This window comes from Clostridiales bacterium, from assembly GCA_015243575.1.
Lineage (GTDB): Bacteria > Bacillota > Clostridia > Peptostreptococcales > Anaerovoracaceae > Anoxybacterium > Anoxybacterium hadale.
Genome location: CP042469.1, coordinates 2922733 through 2939799, shown reverse-complemented (window position 1 = coordinate 2939799; position 17067 = coordinate 2922733). Strand labels below are relative to the sequence as shown.

General features: G+C 43.6%; 19 protein-coding genes and 1 tRNA gene. 19 read left to right on the top strand and 1 reads right to left on the bottom strand.

Translation table 11 applies throughout. The features are described from left to right. Positions 1–34: 34 nt before the first annotated feature. A complete protein-coding gene (locus tag FRZ06_13070; GenBank protein ID QOX64202.1) occupies positions 35–247 on the bottom strand; it encodes a cold-shock protein in 213 nt (70 codons plus the stop codon). A 559-nt stretch (positions 248–806) separates the two neighbouring features. Here FRZ06_13070 and FRZ06_13065 point away from each other — a divergent pair. The 19 genes from FRZ06_13065 (at position 807) to FRZ06_12975 (ending at position 17003) form a co-directional block, all read left to right on the top strand. Continuing rightward, a complete protein-coding gene (locus FRZ06_13065) occupies positions 807–995 on the top strand; it encodes a hypothetical protein (GenBank protein QOX64201.1) in 189 nt (62 codons plus the stop codon). Between the two features lie 108 nt (positions 996–1103). Then, positions 1104–1178 (top strand) — tRNA-Asn (locus FRZ06_13060). Between the two features lie 167 nt (positions 1179–1345). Next, on the top strand, positions 1346–1819 hold the full coding sequence (locus FRZ06_13055) for a cupin domain-containing protein (protein ID QOX64200.1): 474 nt from the start codon (positions 1346–1348) through the stop codon (positions 1817–1819). 222 nt (positions 1820–2041) lie between these two features. Further along, positions 2042–2374: a hypothetical protein gene (locus FRZ06_13050; GenBank protein ID QOX64199.1), complete on the top strand. Its 333-nt coding sequence runs from the start codon at positions 2042–2044 to the stop codon at positions 2372–2374. Continuing rightward, positions 2367–3014, top strand: coding sequence for a hypothetical protein (locus tag FRZ06_13045; GenBank protein QOX64198.1), 648 nt, complete (start codon positions 2367–2369; stop codon positions 3012–3014). The genes FRZ06_13050 and FRZ06_13045 overlap by 8 nt, the downstream gene beginning before the upstream one ends. A gap of 655 nt (positions 3015–3669) precedes the next feature. Further along, positions 3670–4839 carry a TraB/GumN family protein gene (locus tag FRZ06_13040; GenBank protein ID QOX65932.1) on the top strand — a complete coding sequence of 390 codons (1170 nt, stop codon included), beginning with the start codon at positions 3670–3672 and terminating at the stop codon, positions 4837–4839. 279 nt (positions 4840–5118) lie between these two features. Next, complete coding sequence (locus FRZ06_13035; protein QOX64197.1) at positions 5119–6057, top strand: GNAT family N-acetyltransferase; 939 nt, start codon at positions 5119–5121, stop codon at positions 6055–6057. Between the two features lie 8 nt (positions 6058–6065). Next, entirely contained in the window at positions 6066–6746 is a 681-nt protein-coding gene (locus FRZ06_13030) for a PIG-L family deacetylase (GenBank protein ID QOX64196.1), read from the top strand. Between the two features lie 78 nt (positions 6747–6824). Then, positions 6825–7721, top strand: a complete 897-nt coding sequence (murQ, locus tag FRZ06_13025; GenBank protein ID QOX64195.1) for an N-acetylmuramic acid 6-phosphate etherase — start codon at positions 6825–6827, stop codon at positions 7719–7721. A 122-nt stretch (positions 7722–7843) separates the two neighbouring features. Next, positions 7844–8332 carry a PTS sugar transporter subunit IIB gene (locus tag FRZ06_13020; protein ID QOX64194.1) on the top strand — a complete coding sequence of 163 codons (489 nt, stop codon included), beginning with the start codon at positions 7844–7846 and terminating at the stop codon, positions 8330–8332. An 87-nt stretch (positions 8333–8419) separates the two neighbouring features. After that, positions 8420–9211 (top strand): PTS sugar transporter subunit IIC, encoded by a 792-nt coding sequence (locus FRZ06_13015; protein ID QOX64193.1) that lies wholly within the window; start codon positions 8420–8422, stop codon positions 9209–9211. A 2-nt stretch (positions 9212–9213) separates the two neighbouring features. Then, positions 9214–10080, top strand: a complete 867-nt coding sequence (locus FRZ06_13010) for a PTS system mannose/fructose/sorbose family transporter subunit IID (GenBank protein QOX64192.1) — start codon at positions 9214–9216, stop codon at positions 10078–10080. Between the two features lie 146 nt (positions 10081–10226). Continuing rightward, a complete protein-coding gene (locus tag FRZ06_13005; GenBank protein ID QOX64191.1) occupies positions 10227–10619 on the top strand; it encodes a PTS sugar transporter subunit IIA in 393 nt (130 codons plus the stop codon). A gap of 89 nt (positions 10620–10708) precedes the next feature. Next, a complete protein-coding gene (locus tag FRZ06_13000; GenBank protein ID QOX64190.1) occupies positions 10709–10975 on the top strand; it encodes an HPr family phosphocarrier protein in 267 nt (88 codons plus the stop codon). 119 nt (positions 10976–11094) lie between these two features. Continuing rightward, positions 11095–11808, top strand: a complete 714-nt coding sequence (locus tag FRZ06_12995) for a GntR family transcriptional regulator (protein ID QOX64189.1) — start codon at positions 11095–11097, stop codon at positions 11806–11808. A gap of 451 nt (positions 11809–12259) precedes the next feature. Continuing rightward, the gene (locus FRZ06_12990; protein ID QOX64188.1) at positions 12260–13414 is read left to right on the top strand and encodes a substrate-binding domain-containing protein; all 1155 of its coding nucleotides are present in this window, start codon (positions 12260–12262) and stop codon (positions 13412–13414) included. A gap of 156 nt (positions 13415–13570) precedes the next feature. After that, positions 13571–14539 carry an ABC transporter permease gene (locus tag FRZ06_12985; GenBank protein QOX64187.1) on the top strand — a complete coding sequence of 323 codons (969 nt, stop codon included), beginning with the start codon at positions 13571–13573 and terminating at the stop codon, positions 14537–14539. After that, a complete protein-coding gene (locus FRZ06_12980; protein ID QOX64186.1) occupies positions 14458–16047 on the top strand; it encodes a sugar ABC transporter ATP-binding protein in 1590 nt (529 codons plus the stop codon). The genes FRZ06_12985 and FRZ06_12980 overlap by 82 nt, the downstream gene beginning before the upstream one ends. After that, positions 16044–17003 (top strand): ABC transporter permease, encoded by a 960-nt coding sequence (locus FRZ06_12975; GenBank protein QOX64185.1) that lies wholly within the window; start codon positions 16044–16046, stop codon positions 17001–17003. The genes FRZ06_12980 and FRZ06_12975 overlap by 4 nt, the downstream gene beginning before the upstream one ends. Positions 17004–17067 lie beyond the last annotated feature (64 nt).

Genomic DNA, 17067 nt, shown 5'->3' with positions numbered 1-17067 from the left:
ATCCACCCCAAAGGAGCGGATTTGTTGCGGCAATTTAAGCCGGGCGAACGTTGATTGCGCGAAGCTTTCTGGAATCCTTAGGATCGGCTTCGGTATCAAATGTTACCTGCTGTCCTTCTGCCAAAGATTTATATCCATCGCTCTGAATTGCTGAGAAATGCACGAAAACATCTCCAGAACCATCGTTGTTGGAAATAAATCCAAATCCTTTACCTTCGTTAAACCATTTTACAGTACCACTATTCATCTAGGTACCTCCTTAATACTTATTATCCCGTGCAAAAACAAAAGCCACAGTGTAAGTCAAAATGGAAATTGACCTAAGCCTGCAGCCATCAATTAATACATTTAGAATTACTTTTAGTATATGTGAATAGAAGACAATTGTCAATATTTTTAAATAATAATTGTGCTTCTGTTACAGCTAAATATAGCTTCAGCAGGCTTATTTCGTATTGTTTTTTGATTTGTTCTTGGATTCGTTCTTTTTTTTCTTATTATTCTTATCCATGAAAAAATAGTCTCCTTTCCCATCGTGATGGAAGTTCGATTTTGAGTAACACATGTTTGGTCTTCTTATCTCACGAAACGACATTAGTATGCGCGTTCTAGGCATTATATATTCACCTGATTGAATTTTTTATTGTTGCTGCAGGAGAAAAGAATTCTTGTGCTGCGGCAGTTACGAGCGGTTTCACCGCCATAGGGAATAAAGGAAACTGAATGGAATAATAATATTCGAATGGGGGAAAATGTTATCAGAAGTTGAATTGTAATGAGTGCTATGACCAGCCGAAAGAGGATTTATGATGAGAAAAAAGGAAGCAGAATTAATATTTAATCAAGAATATTTACCGAGCATTGGGGAAGAGGATGTAACTTCAATTTCCAGTGAGTGGACAAAGTATCTGGGGTGGCTATTCGATCAGCAAATAATAAATCTTAAACAACTGGAAAGCTGGAATAAGCCCCACCGCTACAACAGTAAATTATAATTTAAACAAATGCCGTAAGCGTCAAGCACTAATCGTATGAAAAATTATCCAGGTATCTTAGGAAAATTTCAATCAATACTATATACTAGAAATCACCAATATCAATCTTGGATTATAGCTCAATGGTAGAGCAATCGGCTGTTAACCGGGAGGTTGTGGGTTCGAGTCCCACTTTTCCAGCCACAAAAGAGACTGCTTGTTTAAGTAGTTTCTTTTTTACGTTATTCATTCATTTCTTCGCCTTTGTTTCTGATGCGTTGTTGATATTTATATCAATACGAACTCTGGCACAAAGTGGTCCCGTAAAGAATATGATAAATGGATACATACAATGAAAGGAATGATTTTAAATGCCTAAGCACGTAACCACTACATACAGCCAGAAAAAGTTTAAGAGCAATTGCACGCTGGATCCAATGGACTATGGTCCGAAGCCTATTGCCTTCGACATAGATCAATTGACAGAGCAAAATGATTGCTTTCGTACTGCATTGTGGACGGGAGATCATTTACAGTTAACCTTGATGAGTATTGAACCCGGAGAAGATATTGGCCAGGAGATTCATCGAGATCTGGATCAATTTTTAAGAATTGAAGATGGAACCGGACTGATAAAAATGGGTTATCACATGGATCAATTGAATTATCAGGAAGAGGTTGACGATGATTATGCAATTATTATTCCGGCAGGTACATGGCACAATCTGATTAATACAGGAGATAAGCCGTTGAAGCTATACTCTGTCTATGCACCGCCAGCGCACCCGAATGGAACGATTCATAGAACCAAGGAAGATGCAATGCATGAGGAACATCACGATTAAGGGGAAACACTTGTAAGTACCTCAGGCTATAAAATAGCAGAGGAACTTGCTGTATGGCCAAATATTAAAACGCCTGCCCCAATTGGGTCGACTTCGAAGCAGTTCAGCAGCATGAACATGTACATAAACATGAACATGGGGCAGACGTGACAAGGCCGTGAGGCGCAGATGAAAGAAAATACTGGATAAGTCTAGAGATACCCGCATAAAATACAAGAGGATATGAAACAGGTGAACTATCTGAACTTTGGAGGAGGGATTAATTTGGAAAGCATATTAGAATTTATTCGGCCAGAGCTCTTTATTCTCATTGTATTTTTGTACTGCGTGGGGTTGTTTCTAAAGCTCAACGACAGGTTCAAAAACACGTGGACCATTCCATACATACTTCTGGGAATCAGTTTTTTGATTACGCTTGCTTATGTGAGCATCTATATGGGGGAAGGGTTCTCTCCACAGGTGCTGGTTGCCGTAATCATCCAATCAGTACTAATTGCTGCGGTAACGGTCTTTGGCAACGAACTGATCAAGCAGGCGATGAAACGAAATGGATGAATTTGATGAGCGGAGAGGTGTAATTTTGCAAAATAATAAATGCACCGTGATCGCAATGCAGGAAATAGAACAGTATACCTTTGAAGAAGTACAGATTCTCATCAATTTTATTACCTTATGGATGAAAATTGTCTATTGGACCAGAAGTCTGATCCAAGCGACGATTGGAAATTCTCCGGAGCAAAGTTCCATTGGAAAAGAGTTATTTATAAGTTTGCCCTCGGAATTTTTTAAGGAATTTAATCAATACTACAGTGATCAGGATTCTCAGGAATTTCTGAATATCATAACAAACTTGATAAACGATAACTGGCAGCTGACGAACAGCTATAAAAACAAAGATGCGCTTTCAATTGAAATTAACAGAAATCAATTATACCAAGTAGCTGACCGATTGTCAGAGTTTCTCGCGAGGATTAACCCATATTATAAGCAGGACGAAATCAAAAAATTGATGTATGGCTATGTAGAATTAAAAAATAACGAAATTAAGGCGATCGCAACTGGCAACTATGATTTAGAAACCCAGATATTTGAACAAATTGAGGACCAGGCAATGCTCATTGGTACTTATATGGCCATGGGAACGATTAAGAAAAGGCGCGATGAAAAAGCGCAGACGGCAGAGAATGGCCAATAACCAAAATCGCTTAGGCAGAAAAAAGCCTTGCATCATCACCACTTCCCGGTCAATATAGCGGGAATCAATGTTTCGTACAATATTAAAAACGCCCATAAAATGGACGTTCCCAACTACTTTCGTTTTATTTGTTTTCTATCAGCTTAAATTGTAAAAGGCTTTCATGGTAAACAGAAAAGCGATCACGATTACAATACATACGGAAAAAACCCCTTCCATATCAATTCTTTTTAACATATTAAAACACCCCCTTGTATTTAGTTTATAACCCAAATGTGAAGATTATATAAAGAGAGTATTAAAAAATTATTAATTTTCTCAAGAAATTTTTATGTCACTAGCAAGTGATTGACCATTTTAGAATTAATATAAAAAAATAACCGAGTTTCATGCGCCCCTATCATTTATCATTGTGGATATATCTGTATCCCTGTGTTACTATATTACTAAAGAGCCAAATCGGGTATATACTAGATGAAGAGCCCGTTAAACATAAAAGGAGCGACTAATGAGCAATAACAATATTGATGACAGTCAGATAAATGACGGAAGCAAAATAAATGAAGATTGTCAGATAAATAATGACAGCAAAATTAGAGCTGACATCAGCGATGGCAGCATAACAAGCGATGGCAGCATAACAAGCGATGACAGCATAACAAGCGATGACAGCCACATCACAAAGCTAAATTATCAGGGTAAGGAGATCATCCTGCTGGCCACAGCTCATGTATCTCAGCAAAGTGTGGAACTGGTCAAGAGAGTGATTTCAGAAGAAAAGCCGGACAGTGTCTGTATTGAGCTGGATGAGGGCAGATATAAAAATCTTCAGGATCCTAAAGCGTGGGAAAATACCGACATCGTCAAGGTGATCAAATCAAACCGAGTGGGTTTCCTGCTCGTGAACCTTGCATTGAGTTCCTACCAAAAAAAGCTTGCAAAGCAGCTGGGAACCAATGTCGGCGGCGAGATGATCCAAGGCATAAAAAGTGCCGAGGAAGTGGGAGCGAAGCTTGTCCTGGCAGATCGTGATATCCAGACAACATTTCTCCGCATCTGGCGAAAGCTGAGCTTTTGGGAAAAGTCAAAACTGCTTACCAGCCTATTGTTTTCCTTTGATGAGGATACCGAGATTTCGGAAAAAGAGCTTCACGAGCTTCTTGAGAGCGATATCCTGGAGACAGCCATCACGGGAATGCACAAAGAATTTCCGAGTATCGGTGAAGTGCTGATCAATGAAAGAGATCAGTATCTTGCTTCGAAAATCAGAACAGCGCCGGGGAAAAAAGTCGTTGCGGTTCTTGGCGGAGCCCATGTTCCGGGAGTAACCAAGGAGATTGACATCGAACGTGATATCAGCAGTATTTCCACAGCGCCTCCCAAGAGCAAACTCTCAAAAGCAGTCGGTTGGATTATTCCTGGGGCAATTTTGGTGCTCATCGTTTATGCCTTTGTGGTTAGCTTTCAGACAGGCCTTCAGCAGCTGTCGGCCTGGGTTTTATGGACAGGCCTCCTTGCGGCTGGTTTCACCGCATTGTCGTTGGCCCACCCCCTGAGCATTTTAACGTCCTTTGTAGCGGCACCTTTTACGACCATCAATCCGGTGTTAGCCTGCGGCTGGTTCACCGGACTCGTGGAGGCATGGATTAAAAAGCCCACGGTAAAAGACGTCAATAACATTCCGCAAGACATATTCAGCTTTAAAGGCTTTTTCAGAAACAGATTTTTAAAAATCCTTATGGTCGTAATGATGGCAAATATCGGTGCCTCCATCGGAACCTTCGTTGCGGGCTTGGATATGATCCGGAATCTGTTCCATATGTAGCGTTGATAGGATCCATAAAACTGTTTTCTGATCCAGCACCGATACTGCCGTTTGTGAAAACAATACGCGCTAAACTGTCCGGTAACATACCACCGGGCGGTTTTCTTTTTTTGGGCCGTACCCAGATTTTAGTACAATCATTACAGAAAAAGTTCAGAGAAAGATCTTGCATAAATGAAAACGCAGGTTTATAATGAACATAACTTAACATATTAACATGTTAATATTCTAAATCTTGTCCCTTAAATTGAAATACAGCAATATAAAGGAGGTGGACGAATGGAGATCGTAAGCTATGATCAGCGGTATGAAAACGACGTTGTTGCACTGTGGAATAAGACGCTTACAGCAGATCCCATCACCGTGGGCAAATTCCGAAAACAGGCTTTGTTTGACGACAATTTTGACAATGAGCTGTGTTATATAGCTCTGGAAGAGGGAAATGTAGCTGGCTTTCTTCTGGCAACAAAACGAAAATTCCCATACCTGGAAAGGGGTCTTGAGCCAACCCGGGGATGGATCAATGTATTGTTTGTTGATCAGAAACATAGGCGAAAGGGCATCGGAGATGCGCTGGTTGCCAAAGCGGAAAAACAACTCAAATCCATGGGGGCAGAGACCATAACCCTCGGCGCATACAGCCCCAACTATTTTTTTCCAGGTGTTGACGTGGAAAACTATGACGCGGCGGTGAAATTCTTTGAAACGATGGGATACCAATCAGGGAAAGAAAGCTATTCCATGTGTAAGGATCTTCATGGATATCAGATCAGTGAGGACACCAGGGAAAAGCTTTCCAAGGCACATGAAGCGGGATTCCGGTTCATAAACTTTGACTATCAATATGCTCTGGAGCTTCTTGAATTTTTAAAAGAAGAGTTCGGAGGAGGATGGAAGCGCAATGCACTAATATCCATGCAAAGCAACACTGCTGAGGATTGTATTCTACTGGTTCTGGACCGTGAGGAAAAAATTGTTGGATTTTGCATGAGAATGATTGATGGCAATCCGATGCGTTTTGGTCCCTTCGGAGTTAAGGCAGATGTGAGAAACTACGGCATCGGAGGAATTCTGTTTGATCTGATGCAATTTGAGATGGAAAAGAGGGGAATTTATCACCTGTATTTCGTTTCTACCGATGTTCCTGGAAGAAGGTTCTATGAGCGGCATGGTCTGAAAGTATTTCGCACCTTTGCCGATTATCAGAAGACAATTTAGGAGAAATTATGAGTAAGATAAAAAGAGTAGTGAGTATCGGCGCTCACTCCCTGGACGCGGAAGTTCTGGGCGGTCCTATCATGCTGAAATATGCAAGAGAAGGCGCAAGATGTACCTATATCCACGTCACTCAGGGGCGTCTTGAAGATCCAAAGGCCACCGAAAAAGAAAAAGAAGATTATCTCAAGGTGCTTTTGAATCAGAATCAAAGAGCAGCATCAAAACTCGGGGGGGATACCATCTGGCTCGGCTATGTATCCAGTAATATGCCCTCTTTAGAAGAGTTTGCAGCAAGGCTGGAACGATATTTTGTGGAGGAAGAGGTAGAGCTGGTCATCACCCATTGGCGTGGCTCCATGCATCCACGGCACATCAATACCCATGATGCAGTGGTTACAGCAGTAAAGCGTTTACGGGAAAAGGGAAATTCCATTAAGCTGGTATACGGAGAAAACTTTGAAGATCTGGTGGGTTTCATTCCTCAGGCATATTTCAAGCTGGAGCAGGATGAAGTGGATCAATGGTATTCCGGACTCAAAGAGTATTCGGTTTTTCAGGGAGAAGTCAACGACTTCCCATATCTTCCTTACTATACCACCATAGGGAAAGTTCGTCAGATCGAATCCAATAACAGCGGATATACAGTGGCATATATGTATGCCAGCCTTATCGAAAATCAATTATGGTAGCAGTTAGCATGCCCTGTTTCGCAATCCGCATTGCGTCATGGAAAAGTAGGGTATCAGAAAAACAAAAGGTGACAGATAATGAACCAGGTCAAAATTGATCATTTAAAAACAGAAAGCAGAAATCCAAAAACAACCAATCTGGATACCATGTCCTCTTTGGAATTGCTACAGATTATGAATGAAGAGGATCAAAAAACCGTTCTTGCCGTGAAAGAGGCCCTGCCACAGATTGAAAGAGCCGTGGTACTGATTGTTCAGGCGCTGAAACAGCGGGGGAGGCTGATTTACATCGGAGCCGGTACCAGCGGCAGGCTCGGTATATTGGACGCAGTGGAATGTGTACCGACCTTTTCCACGGAGGATGAGGTCATTGGTGTGATCGCAGGGGGAGAAAAAGCGTTTGTCAGAGCGGTGGAGGGCGCCGAGGATTCGGAGGAACTGGCTGCTAATGATCTGGAAGCGCTCCATGTGGGAGAAAATGACGTAGTCGCCGCAATTGCAGCATCGGGAAGAACTCCTTATGCAATCGGAGCCTTGAAGTATGCAAAAAAAATGAATGCTAAATGCGTTGGAATCTCCTGCAACAAAGAGGCACTTTTATCCCAATATGCAGATGTGGCAATAGAAGCAGACGCAGGCCCGGAGGTATTGACCGGTTCGACAAGACTCAAAGCAGGTACCTGTCAGAAATTGATTCTCAATATGATTTCTACCGCGTCGATGGTGGGCATGGGCAAGGTTTACGGCAACCTGATGGTTGATATGAAAGCGACCAACCAGAAGCTTGTAGAGCGAGCAAAGAGAATCGTAATGGAAAGCACCGGATGTGACTATGATACGGCGGCAAGAACCCTAGAAGCCTCTGGCTGCAGCAGCAAAACTGCAATCGTCATGATTCTGACTGGAATTTCTAAAGAAGAAGCTGAAGCACGGATCACGGAGAAGCAAGGCTTTATCAGAAGCTGCATTGAATAGAGCTTCGAAAGCCATGCCGAATTAGAATATGTGCTCTTTATTAAATAAGGATACTAAAGCAAATTGCAGCCTGTAAGCAGGCATAAAAAACAAAGTCGTTCCACTGAGAAAGGAGGAAAGCAATGGCAAATACGTATGTAAGAGTTGATGACAGACTGATTCACGGGCAGACCATCGTAGCATGGTGTCCAACGCTCTCCATCAAAGAGATCATCGCAATCGACGATGAGAGTGCCAAAAATCCAACCTTAAAGTCGATTATGAAAATGGGCGTTCCACCTGCTTATACAACACATATCGTGACTACCGAGGAAGCCAATGCGCTGCTGGCGCAGGAAAGCAATGTTAACCGTCTGGTCATCGTAAAGCAGCCAGCAAAATTATCTGAAATTGAAGCGGGTATCACAAAAGCAGAGTCCATCATCTTGGGTAACATTGCAAAGCGGGAAGACACGATTCATAAAGTAAGCGGCGCTACAGGCATTTTCTATTTGAGCGATCAGGATGTGGCAGTTATTGATAAGTTAGCTTCTCAGGGGCTTGAAGTATTCTTCCAGCAGCTGCCGAATACTTCTAAGACCGGCTGGGAAGCATTTAAAAAATCTATATAGCATCATGACCGGCGAAACTTTGGGTTTTGGTTTGTTTAACCACAAAGACAACCGGTCAGATTCTAAGAAAGTTTAAAGGAGGATACCATGGAGATTTATCAAATTATTCTAATCGCCCTGTTTGTGTACCTCGGCTCGATCGGCTCCATCGTCGGAAATACCATAGGCTGGTATACGCTGGGAAGGCCGCTGGTCGCAGCTCTTGTGGTAGGCGTGATTCTCGGTGATGTTCAGACAGCAATGATCGTCGGCATCCCGCTTCAGATCATGTACATGGGTAACGTAACACCCGGAGGAGCCGTTGCCTGGGACTTATCTTATGCTACTTATATCGGCGTTTCCGGTGCGATTGTTTTTGGCAGCGGGCTTGACGCAGCACAGGTTATCGGGCTTGCAGTGGTATTTGCAGGGATCGGCGGACTTGTGGGTCAGATCATGTGGAACATATCCTATGCGCTGAATCTGCCGCTGAACCGTGTCGCACAGAGATACGCAGCGGAAGGTGCTACTGGAAAAATGTTCATTCCCAACGTGGTTATGGGTCAGGCAATCGGTTTTGCCTGCCGGTTTATCCCAGCAATCATTGTACTTACTTCCATGACTGCAGCTTCTGCTCAAGCAGATTTCGCAGCTATTATCCCGGGCTGGGTTACAACCGTACTGGGCGTCTTCGGAGGCATGATGGCATCTCTCGGAATGGGTATTATCTTATCCTTCCTGCTCAAGAAGAAATATCATATCGTAATTTTCCTTGCAGGGTTTGTTCTGGTAACATACTTTAATCTTTCCACCATGGCCGTAGCGGTTGTGGCGATTATAACAGCCATACTGTATTATGTAGCGAATTCCAGCTTGGATTCCAGGAAAGGAGTGGCGTAACAATGGCTAAGAAACTCAATGCAAAAACACTGAAAAAGTCATGGCTCAATTGGTTCTTTTTTCATGGATGCTCCCAGCAGGCGGAAAGCATGCTCGGTATGGCATTTGCGCAGTCCATGTCTCCTGTAATTGAAGAACTCTATGATACAAAAGAAGAGAAAGCAGAAGCGCTGAAGCGGCACGTAACACTCTTCAACACCGAGCAGCAGGTAGGTTCTATTTGTAACGGCATCGTCTGCGGTCTTGAAGAGGCTAATTCCAATAAGCAGTGTACTCCAGAGCTGATCAGCAGCGTTAAAGTAGCACTGATCGGACCTACCTCGGCAATTGGAGACTCTCTATGGGTTGCGACCTTTATTCCGATCCTGCTGACCATTTGCCTTTCCATTTCTCAGGCGTCTCCGGCCACATCATGGCTTGGCCCCCTGATTTATATGGTCGCTTACCCCATCGGAACAGCTTTTTTAAGCTGGAATCTGTTCAAACTGGGATATAAGTCCGGCCTGGAAGGAATGCATGGCTTTATGTCAACGGGCAAGCTGGATACCCTTACGGATACCATGACCGTCCTTGGACTCACCGTTGTCGGCGCACTGACTGCTTCCTTCGTAACCGTTTCTATTCCCTTCAAAATTGTGAAGGATGTATTTGATGCAACGCAGGGTGTTGTCCTTGAAGATCAGGTTCTTTTTGAGGCTGATAAGATGCTGAACTCTATCTTCCCGCATCTTGTTCCGCTCCTGCTGACCCTTGGAATCTATTATCTATATTCCAAGAAGAAGTGGTCGCCCCTTAAGCTCATGGGATTGATCCTTGCAGCTGCTGGTGTACTTACCTTTATCGGATATTCCACAGGATTCTACGCTTAGCATCTAGAATACAGCAATTAAAAATTGTAAGCTCAGTATCTAAAGAAGCTGGAATGAAAATAAAAGATTGAAGCGGGAGAGCTCGGCAGATTTCTGCCAAATGAAAGGCTGCTGACCTCCTCCGCTGATTTTACTCGGAGGAAAGAATGAAACGAATGATCGTTGTCGGGCACGGTGGCTATGCCGAAGGTGTCAGACTAAATATGGAAATGATTGCCGGAGTTCCGGAACAAATGTATTTTTTCGATCTGAGAAAAGGAGAGGATCTGGCTGACCTTGAAAATCGAATTAAAACACAGCTGGAAAGCTTTGGAGCTGATGAAGTTCTGTTTGCCTGCGATCTTCTTGGCGCATCTCCTTTCCGTGTGGCTGCGATGCAGTGTGCAGAGCACCCCGGAAGATATTTTGCTGTTGCAGGATTAAATACCATGGCGTTTCTTGAGACTAGCATGAACCTGGACAGCGAACTCTCCATCGAAGAATTGGCAAACCTTTCTATGGAAACAGCAAAGACTGCAATCGCGAGATTTCCCGAATAACAGAGCATTTTAGAGAATAAGACTCTAAACTCCAATGAGAAAACGGAGCGATCCGGCAGCTTACAGATGAAAAATCAGGAGGAATCGACATGTATTCAGAAAATATTATCGTTCAGAATAAGACAGGACTTCACGCACGGCCCGCAGCAACCTTTGTACAAACTGCGGCAAAGTTTAAATCCATCGTTACTATTGAGAAGGACTCGAAAAAAGCTAACGCTAAATCTATGCTTGCAGTACTCGCCCTTGGTGTTTCCAAGGACGCGGAAATCAAAATTATAGCGGAGGGTGAAGACGAAAATCATGCAGTGAAGACACTGAAAGAGCTAGTGGAATCAAAATTCGGTGAAGAATAGGAATTTTCGTCAGAATGTGGTAAACTAATCCCAGAAATACTTGCAATCGTGCCCCAAAAGCAATGTCTTTCAGGATAAAACATTTCACATAAATATGTTAATGTATTAGGAGTAGGTGTATGGAACATAAAGTTGCAAAGTACATTCAGATCAAGGAAGATATCATAGGTGATATTAAATCGGGACTTTTGCAGCCTGGCGACAAAGTGGACAGCGAGTCCGCCCTGAAAAAACGATACAATGTATCCACCATCACGGTCAGGAAAGCCTTCAATGATTTGATCAGCGAGGGATATCTTATGGGTGTGCAGGGCGTTGGTACCTTTGTCACCAAGAAGCAGATGACTCGCGGACTGACTTCCATCAGCTTCAGCGATGAACTACTGCAGCAAGGTTATCAGATCGGAATGCTCGTGGATCTCATCGAAGAGGTGCGAAACCCCAGTGTTGCGGAAAAATTAGAAATTCCTGCCGATCAATCGATGATCTGTGTACGAAGAGTGAGACTTGCCAATGACGAACCCATCGCCTATCAAAGCTCCTTTGTTGACAGCAGAATCCTGAGCCTTGATCAGGCAGAGCGAATCAGAGAGACTGGGTCTTTTTATAAAACCTTAAAGGACGCAAAAATTTTTCCTGTCTGGGCAAGTGAAAACTATTCCGTCAAACAGGTGACCGATGGCAGGATTGCAAAACTCATGAATATGAAGAAGAATACAGACACCTTTTTTGTCAAGAGGCTTGCCTTCGATGAATTTGATAAAGTCATCGAGTACGCAGAGACACATTTCAATAAGGATTGGTATTCTGTTACCATAAATATTAAAATTTGATCCCAAAATCTGTTAACATGAGTTAAAGAATAACCAATTCAGGCACAAAAAAATGGTGGCAAAACTGTTCCAGTGTGCTTCAAATTTAATGCAATTTTTGGATAAGCTGCAGACAACGATGTTGTCTGCATTTTTTATTTCTGCGGGCTTTCGCAGTTAAAACTGGAAAACTACCTTGATTGCTTCCTATGAGCGAACCAGCATATAATTCAATATAATCAAGCGGCAGCTTCTCCGCCTTTCCATGTGATATCCAGGCAGGGAAGCTGTTTTTTTTTGGAGACTTTTCCATATCAAGTTTTTCCACATGGGTATGGAAAAACTTGATATGAAGTTAAGAAACAGATGGGTTATGATAGGCAATAGAGATGGCATACTGTATGTAAAAATGGCGCCTGAGAAAACAACTCAAGAAGGTTGAAGAAGATTTAATAATGGAGGAGAATCAATTATGAAAAGTTCTATATTCAAAAAATTGAGCCTATGTCTATCTGTATTTTTGATTGCTAGCACCATGAGCGCATGTGGATCCGGGGGTGCAAGCACCGGGGATTCCGATCAATCCGGTTCTGACAAAGATGGCACAGCAGTATATTCCATCGGCTACAATAACTGGGGTCAGGGCGTATTTCCTTTGGATATCATCGAGAAAGAAACAAAAAATGCAACGGAGATATTCGGAAACAAGCTGGTGGTGGCAAATGATGAATTTAAAGCTGACAAGGTGATTTCTGACGTTCAGACGATGATCTCATCCGGTGTAGATGGAATTCAGTTCTTTGGCATCTCAGAAACCATGTTTAACTCGGTTTCTCAGATCTGTCAAGAGGCAAAGGTTCCTTTTGTTTTATTTGATAAGATTCCTTCCAATGAGGTTCTTGGAAAGCTGAAGGAGAATCCTTACTTTGTGGGAGCGATATCTGCAGAAGATAAACTGGCAGGTAAAAGCATCGCAGAGATGGCACTAAAGGATGGATGCGAAACTGCAATTATTGTGGCAGCAGCAAAAGGGGATTCCTCCCATGACCTCAGAATTGAAGGATTTGTTGAAGCATTCACAGCTGGTGGAGGCTATGTTCTAGGGGAAGCCCACTGCGCAGACCCCACGGAAGCCGTTCAGAAATCCAATGATCTGCTGACTGCCTACCCAGATGCAGACTGCATTTATGGTACAGGCGGTGACTTTGTGGATGGAGCGTTAAATGCGCTGGCAAGCAGAAAAGACGCAAACATGGACCCCAAAATCTACGGCACAGATATTACACCTGATATCGCACAAAAAATGGTGGATCAACAGATTGATGGTGTTGTAGGCGGACAGTGGGTTGACGGTTCTCTTGCGAATATGCTGCTTCTCAACTATCTTGACGGTCATCCAATCCTAGGCGAAGACGGAAAAGCTCCGGTGTTTACAAACCTTCCCATGTGTACCCTTGCTCCAGATCAGGCGGGTGCCTTCATCAAGCTTCTGGAAAACAACGAAAGTCCCATTTCAGACGAAGAGTATCAGAGCTTAACGTATCGATTCAATCCCGAAGTGAGCTATCAGACATTCTTTGACTTTATTACAAATTATAACGAAACCTTTAATGCAAAATTAAAATAAATACATAGACACCGCCGCAAAATTGCGGAAGGTGAAGCGCGATAGATAAGCTCCTCTCTTGGTATCAGCATAGGTTCGCTGTAACGACGCAGGAGAGGAGCCTTTCTGAAAGATGTGTATCCGTATATAAGAAATTGTTTGAGGAGAATATTTGATATGAATCAAGAGGCTTCATCCGCTGCAGCAACAAAAAGGATCAAAGCGGTTATTGTGATTATCCTCGTTGTTCTAGCCTTTGGAATACTAAATCGTTACGTTGACGGCAAGTTTATCAGTGTTGCAAATTTCAATGTACTGATAACCGGATCAGCCATACCTACTTTTGTCGCTTGGGGTCTTTGTTTTATCTTTGCAGCAGGCATTACGGACTTCTCCATCGGAGCTGTTCTAATTCTTTCCGCTACAGTGGGCGGGGCTCTGGGAAATGAGATGGGCTATCCGGGATTGATCCTGGGAGGAATTCTTGTTGGCATGGTTTTACTTTTTATTAACTTTCAGGTGTACAACATTACGAAAATACCATCCTGGATTGCAGGTCTGGGGATGACAATGATATATGAGGCAGTTGCTGCTTACTATGCGAAGCTCAGGCTGGCGCAGGGCCTCCAGGTCGTGCAGCTGGATCCGCAGCTGCGTGCCCTTGGACATGTCCCCGCAGTTTACTTTCTGCTGGCGGCAGGACTAGCTGCCGCGTATTTTCTTTACAACCGGACCACCGCAGGACTGAATGTCAGAGCTGTGGGCAGCAATGGAACCATTGCAAAGATGATGGGGATCCATCCGATAAAGGCATTGATCATCGGAGGCTTAATTGCCGGAATCTTTTTTGGCATTGCAGGAGTGATCAAGGAGAGCTACGCCGGACGTGTGATCGCCATGACAGGCCTATCCAGCATCAGCACCATATTCCTGCCTTTGGCAGCAGTTTTGCTGTCCCAGGTACTTCAAAAGTATATCAATATTATTATCGCAATCCCAATTGCAACCTTATTTATCTCATCCATCTTTAATCTGCTGACCCTTCTGGGAGTGCCTTCCGGCACATGGCAGGAGACCATACTGGGCATGATTGTTATCACTTTCGGAATGATCGCACAGAGAAAAGAGAAAGGGGTAATCAAATGATGGTGCAAAATGAATCCATACTGCAGATTGAAAATCTGAACAAAAGCTTCGGTCCTACCCATGCCAATAAAAACATCTGCTTCACACTTCAAAAGGGAGAGGTCAGAGGTTTGGCGGGAGAAAACGGATCAGGAAAATCCACACTGCTTTCCCAGATTGCCGGGATCCTATGTAAAGACTCGGGCAAAATGCAAAAGGATGGGGCCGCATACGATCCCAAATCACCCTTGGAGGCCAACGAAAATAAAATTGCCATTGTTGTTCAAGAGCTTGGGCTGGTTAATACACTGCCTGCCGGAATTAACATCTTTCTTGGGAGGACCGATCAGTTTTCACGCTTTGGTATCGTCAACATGAAGAAGGTCTATCAGGCAGCAAACCAGCAGCTTGAAAAGTGGGGGCTGCCGGCAATACCGTACCATCGGCTGGCGGGAGAAATGAATGTGGAAACACGCAAAATGATCGAGCTTGCCAGAGCGCTGTCAACGGATCCCGATATCCTGATCCTGGATGAAGTAACCCAGGCGCTGTCCCATGACAACCGCCTGCGCTTATATGAGATTATTAAAAAATTCAAAGAGCAGGGAAAGTCTATTATTTTAATTACCCACGATCTTGAAGAAATGATCGAAATAACTGATACGATTTCAATCCTTCGTGACGGTGAACTGATCGGAACAGAAACCAGTAGCGAAATCAATTCGGATATTCTGAAAACGAAGATGGTCGGCAGAAAATTGGACGGAGAGTACTACCGTGCAGACGCAGAAGAACGTTATGAGGATGAGGTTATTCTCGAAGTGAAAAATATCGTATCAGAGGATGGCCTTGCAGACATTTCGTTTGATGTACATAAGGGAGAGATCTTGGGATTCTGCGGTCTAAGTGATTCTGGCATTCATGCAGTGGGCAAGGCGGTCTACGGTCTGAGCAAATTGAAGACAGGAACTGTCTGCCTGAAACACAAAAATATAAGGATCTGCAATCAGACGCAAGCTCTCCAAAATGGGATGGCTTACGTTCCAAAGGATAGGGACCATGAGGCGCTGATGATGGCGGCATCTATCCGGGAGAACTTCAGCATGCCGTCACTGGATGCACTGAGAGGCCCCTTGGGGTATCTGAGTACCAGAAAGCTGAACCGAATGGCGGAAGATGCAAAGAATCTGTTCAATGTCAAGTGCACCGGCATCGACCAGCCTATGAACGGATTGAGCGGCGGTAATAAACAGAAGGTGAATCTGGGCAGATGGCTCTTGAAGGACCCCGATGTTCTCGTGGTGGACTGTCCTACTAGAGGAGTCGATGTAGGCGTCAAGGCATATTTGTACCAGTGCTTGAAAAATGCCAAGGAAAAGGGTGTCGCCATCGTGCTGATTACCGATGAACTGTCGGAAGCAATCGGGATGTCAGATAATATTGCCGTGATGAAAAACGGAAAAATCGTTAAAACCATTAAGAGAAGCTCGCATTTCAGTGAAGAAGCCATAATTGAGGTGATGATATGACAAATATGAAATTAAAGGTGAGCAATCTGATTCCTTTTATTGCATTCTTCGGTCTGTTTCTTGTCTTTAGCATTTCAACAGGCGGAACTGTCTGCAGCAGCTATAATATGAAGGTCATCATTGGTCAGGTAATTCCCATTGTGCTCGGTGGACTGGGCGTCATGTTTGTGGTTTCCCAGGGGAGTGTCGATCTCTCCATCGGCGGAACGGCTGCAGTTTCGGCTACAGTTGGAGCGATGGTAGCAGCCAGATACGGCTTCGCTTTCATGTTCCTTGTCGCTATTGTCATCGGGATTCTGATCGGTGTAATCAACGGGATCATTATTACCAGATTCAAAGTATCTTCATTTATGACAACCCTGGCAATGCTCATTTCCCTCAGAGGCTTTCTCAACTATCTGCTTTCAAAGGATGTGGTGTTTGCTCCTGATGGATCGGCATTTTTGAATGGATTTTACGTTCAGCTTGCAGCGATGGTTATTGCAATTATAATTGTAGGATACCTCTTTGAGTATACAAAGACAGGACGCTGCTGCAAGGCTATCGGAGAAAATGAAACCACCAGCAGATATATCGGGATCAATGTCAATAAGACCAGAGTCATTTCCTTTATCTTCTCTGGTGTTATGGCGTCCCTCGTCGGTGTTTTTCAGCTGTGCAAGCTGGGGGGATCAAGCTCTACGCTGGGGCAGTTCTTTGAAATGAGGGTTATGATGGCAATTTTTCTTGGAGGCGTTTTGGTTACCGGTGGTATGTCATCAAAGATCTATAAGTTGATTGTCGGGGCATTCACCATCGTCGTGATTGAAAACGGGCTCTTGATCAGCAACGTGGACGGCTCCATTTCCGAAGCTGTTCAGGGCATTTTGCTGATGCTGGTCCTGTTTGTCACACTTCGGTTCAGCGGAGGGACAGTAAAATCACCTAAAAAAGCAACAGCTGCTGTACAGAAATAATTTCCGATCAAACCGTATTATTTCTAAAAAAAGCAATAATTTCAATATTTTATCGCTTCCTCTC